Source organism: Streptomyces chattanoogensis (genome assembly GCF_001294335.1).
Lineage (GTDB): Bacteria > Actinomycetota > Actinomycetes > Streptomycetales > Streptomycetaceae > Streptomyces > Streptomyces chattanoogensis.
The window spans coordinates 1-4,407 of sequence record NZ_LGKG01000213.1 but is presented as its reverse complement, the minus strand read 5'-3'; the positions used below and the strand labels follow the sequence as shown (position 1 = coordinate 4,407).

The following is a 4,407-nucleotide window of genomic DNA, read 5'->3' as shown; positions in this document are numbered from 1 at the left end:
GCGCTGGCGCATCACCGCAGGGCGGCGGGTCTTCCGGCGGTGTCGTTGGCGTGGGGCCCCTGGTCCCAGGACGGCGGCATGACCCGGACCCTGACCGACGCCGACATCCAGCGCATGGCCCGCTCGGGCATGCCTCCGCTGACCGCCGAGGGGGGCCTGGCCCTCTTCGACGCCGCGCTCGGCAGCGCCGAACCGCTGGCGCTCCCCGTCCGCCTGGACCTCGCGGCGCTGCGGGCACAGGGCGAGCCCGAGCCGCTGCTGCGCGGCCTGATCCGGACGAGGACCCGCCGGGCCGGTGCCGTCGCGGCATCCGGCATCGTGCAGCGCCTCGCCGGGCTGTCCGTGGCGGAGCGGCGCGAGGCGCTGCTCGATGTCGTACGAGCCCAGATCGCGACGGTCCTGGGCCACGCGAGCCCGGAAACTATCGACCCTGACCGGGCCTTCCAGGACCTCGGCTTCGACTCCCTGACCGCGATCGAACTCCGCAACCTGCTGGGCAAGGCCACCGGGCTGCGGCTCCCGGCGACGACCGTATTCGACTACCCGACAGCCGATGCCCTGGCGGGCCACCTCCTGGACGAGCTGTTCGGCGCGGAGACGGAGGCCAAGACGCCCCTCCCGGTGTCCGCCCTGCCGTCCCTGACGGACGATCCGGTCGTGATCGTCGGCATGAGCTGCCGCTTCCCCGGCGGCGTCGCCTCGCCCGAGGACCTGTGGCACCTGGTGGCGGACGGGGTGGACGCCGTATCCGACTTCCCGACCGACCGGGGCTGGGAGATCGACGACACCTACGACCCCGAGCGGGAGGGCGCCATCGCCACCCGATCCGGTGGATTCCTCCATGACGCGGCGGAGTTCGACCCCGAGTTCTTCGGGATGAGTCCGCGGGAGGCCCTGACCACCGACGCCCAGCAGCGGCTGTTGCTGGAGACGACCTGGGAGGCGCTCGAGCGCGCCGGTATGGACCCGGCCACCCTGCGCGGCAGCCGTACCGGCGTCTTCGCCGGCGTGATGTACCACGACTACTCGACGCTGCTCTCCGGGCGCGAGTTCGAGGGCTACCAGGGCAGCGGCAGCGCAGGCAGTGTCGCCTCGGGCCGGGTCTCGTACAGGACGGTGCGTCCAATGGTCTGACGGCGCCGAACGGTCCGTCGCAGCAGCGGGTGATCCGGCAGGCGCTGGCGAGTGCGGGTCTGTCGGCGGCGGATGTCGACGCGGTGGAAGCGCACGGTACGGGCACGACGCTGGGCGACCCCATCGAGGCCCAGGCACTGCTGGCGACGTACGGTCAGGAGCGGCCGGAGGACCGTCCGTTGCTGCTGGGGTCGGTGAAGTCCAACATCGGGCATGCGCAGGCGGCTTCGGGTGTGGCGGGTGTCATCAAGATGGTGCTGGCGATGCACCACGGTGTCCTCCCGCGGACGCTGCACGTCGACGCGCCGTCGTCGCACGTCGACTGGAGCGCCGGGGCCGTCGAGCTGCTGACCTCTGAGGCCGAGTGGCCGGAAGGCCCCGGACCGCGCCGCGCAGGCGTCTCCTCCTTCGGCATCAGCGGGACGAACGCGCATGTGATCCTGGAGCAGCCCGAACCGGTTGCGGCCGACACGGAATCGGCCACGCCCGACACCGAACCGGAGGCCGCCGAGGACGAGACGGCCGACTCCGGGACGCCGGTGCCGGTACTGCTGTCCGGCAGGAGCGCATCGGCGCTGCGGGCGCAGGCAGCACGACTGCTGTCCCGTCTCGACGGCGATCCGGCGCCGCGGATCACGGACGTCGCCTACTCACTCGCTACGGGCCGCTCGGCGTTCCCGCACCGCGCGGTGATACTCGCCGCGAATCGAGCGGACCTGCTGCACTCGCTGTCCGCCCTGGCCGAGAGCCACACAGAGGCGCCAGCCCTCGTAGCGCAGGGCCGAGCCCGCTCCGGCAAGCTGGCCTTCCTGTTCTCGGGTCAGGGTTCACAACGCCTCGGTATGGGCCGTGAGTTGTACGGTCGTTACCCGGCCTTCGCAGAGGCCTTCGACGCGGTGTGCTCCGCCCTGGACAAGCACCTGAACGAGTACCTGGACCGCCCCCTGCAAGACGTCATCTGGGGCGAGGACGCGGAACTGCTGAACCAGACCGCGTACACCCAGACAGGGCTGTTCGCCATCGAGGTGGCCCTGTTCCGCCTGCTGGAGTCGTGGGGCGTGCGCCCGGACCACCTGCTGGGGCACTCCATCGGAGAGATCGCCGCAGCCCATGCGGCGGGCGTCTTCTCCCTCCCGGATGCCTGTGCGCTGGTGGCGGCCCGAGGCCGGCTGATGCAGCAACTGCCACCCGGCGGAGCGATGATGGCGATCCGGGCGACAGCGGACGAGGTACATCCGCACCTCACGCAGCAGGTGTCCCTCGCGGCGATCAACAGCCCCTCGTCGGTCGTGGTCTCCGGCGCCGAGGACGAGGTACTCGTCCTCGCGGCGCACTTCGAGGGAGAGGGCCGCAAGGCCACCCGACTGCCGGTCTCGCACGCCTTCCACTCACCGCTCATGGAACCGATGCTGGCCGACTTCCGGGCCGTCGCCGACGGCATGACCTACGCCGCGCCGCGCATCCCCGTGGTCTCGAACGTCACCGGCCGGCCCGCCACCGCGGAACAGCTGTGCTCCGCCGAGTACTGGGTCAGCCACGTCCGCGAGGCCGTACGGTTCGCCGACGGGGTCGGCGCGCTCCGCGAGCAGGGCGTCTCGACGTTCCTGGAACTCGGCCCCGATGGCGCGCTCTCCGCGCTCGCCGCCGAATCCGCCGCCGACGACTCCGTACTGGCCCCCGTACTGCGCAAGAACCGCCCCGAGGCACCGGCACTGCTCACGGCCCTGGCACGACTGCACGCCCACGGCACCCCGGTCGACTGGTCCGCCGCCTTCGCCGGTACGGGCGCGCGGTGGGTGGACCTGCCGACGTACGCGTTCCAGCACGAACGGTTCTGGCCGTCAGGCGGAGCAGCGCGCGCAGGCGACGTACGGTCCGCAGGCCTGGGCCCGGCCGGGCACCCGTTGCTGGGTGCGGCCGTGGAACTGGCGGGATCAGGCGGCCTGTTGTTCACCGGGCGGCTGTCCCTGTCCTCACACCCGTGGCTGGGGGATCACGTGGTGCTGGGCTCCGTCCTCGTGCCCGGCACGGCTCTCATGGAACTGGTGTTGCGGGCAGCCGACGAGGTGGGCTGCGCCGCGGTGGACGAACTCACGCTCGCCGCGCCACTGGTCCTGCCCGCATCGGGCGCCGCGATCCAGGTACAGGTGTGGGTGGGCGAGCCCGATGACACGGGCCGCCGGCCGGTATCGGTCCATGCACGTGAGGGCGAAGGCAGCTGGACGCTGCACGCCGGCGGCGCCCTGGCCCCGGCGGCCGGGACGGTGCCGTTCGATGCCGCGGTGTGGCCCCCGCAGGGTGCCGAGCAACTGGACGCGGCGGGCTGCTACGAGCGGTTCGCGGACGCCGGATTCGCGTACGGCCCGGTGTTCCAGGGCCTGCGGGCGGCCTGGAAGCTCGGCGAGGACATCTACGCCGAGGTCGGACTCCCCGAAGGCACGGACGGCAACGCGTACGGCCTGCACCCCGCACTCTTCGACGCCGCGCTGCACGCGGCGCTGCTGGGTGGCGAGGGAACGGACGAAGGAGCCGTCCCCTTCTCCTGGAACGGAGTGACACTCCACGCCACCGGCGCCTCCCAGGTGAGGGTACGCATCCGACCCACCGAAAACGGTACGTCGATCGCCATCGCCGACACGGCCGGTGCGCCGGTCGCCTCGGTGCGATCCCTGACCGCACGTCCGATCACCGCCGGGCAGTTGGGGACCGGCGACCGCGATTCCCTTTTCACGGTCGACTGGACCACCATCCCCCTCACAGACGCCCCAGCGAACTCCCTCGCCTTGCTCGGCAAGGACACCGAGGGCATCCTCAACGAACTCTCCCTCCAGCCCCACGCGGACCTCGACGACCTCGCGGCGACGGGCGCCCACGACACCGTGCTCGCCCCGCTGCCCACCGAGACCGCCGGAACGGTGGCATCCGTCCATGCCGCCACGGCAGGGGCACTGGACCTGATCCAGTCCTGGCTGGCCGACAACCGGTTCGCCACCTCGCGTCTGGTGTTCGTGACGCGCGGCGCGGTGTCCGGTGGGGATCTCGCGGGTGCGGCGGTGTGGGGTCTGGTGCGATCGGCACAGTCGGAGCACCCGGGCCGCTTCGCCCTGGTGGACGTGGACGGCGACACCGAACCGACCCTTCTGCCCGGCGCATTGGCGTCGGATGAGCCGCAGTTGCTGGTGCGTGGGGGTGAGGTGCTGGCGGCCCGGCTGGCCCGGGTGCAGTCTCCGCACGCGATGACGTGGGATCCGTCCGGCACGGTCCTGATCACCG

General features: G+C 72.0%; 1 pseudogene. It reads left to right on the top strand.

The features are described 5' to 3' along the window. A pseudogene (locus tag ADL29_RS40100) lies at positions 1–4,407 on the top strand (type I polyketide synthase); the annotation flags it as partial.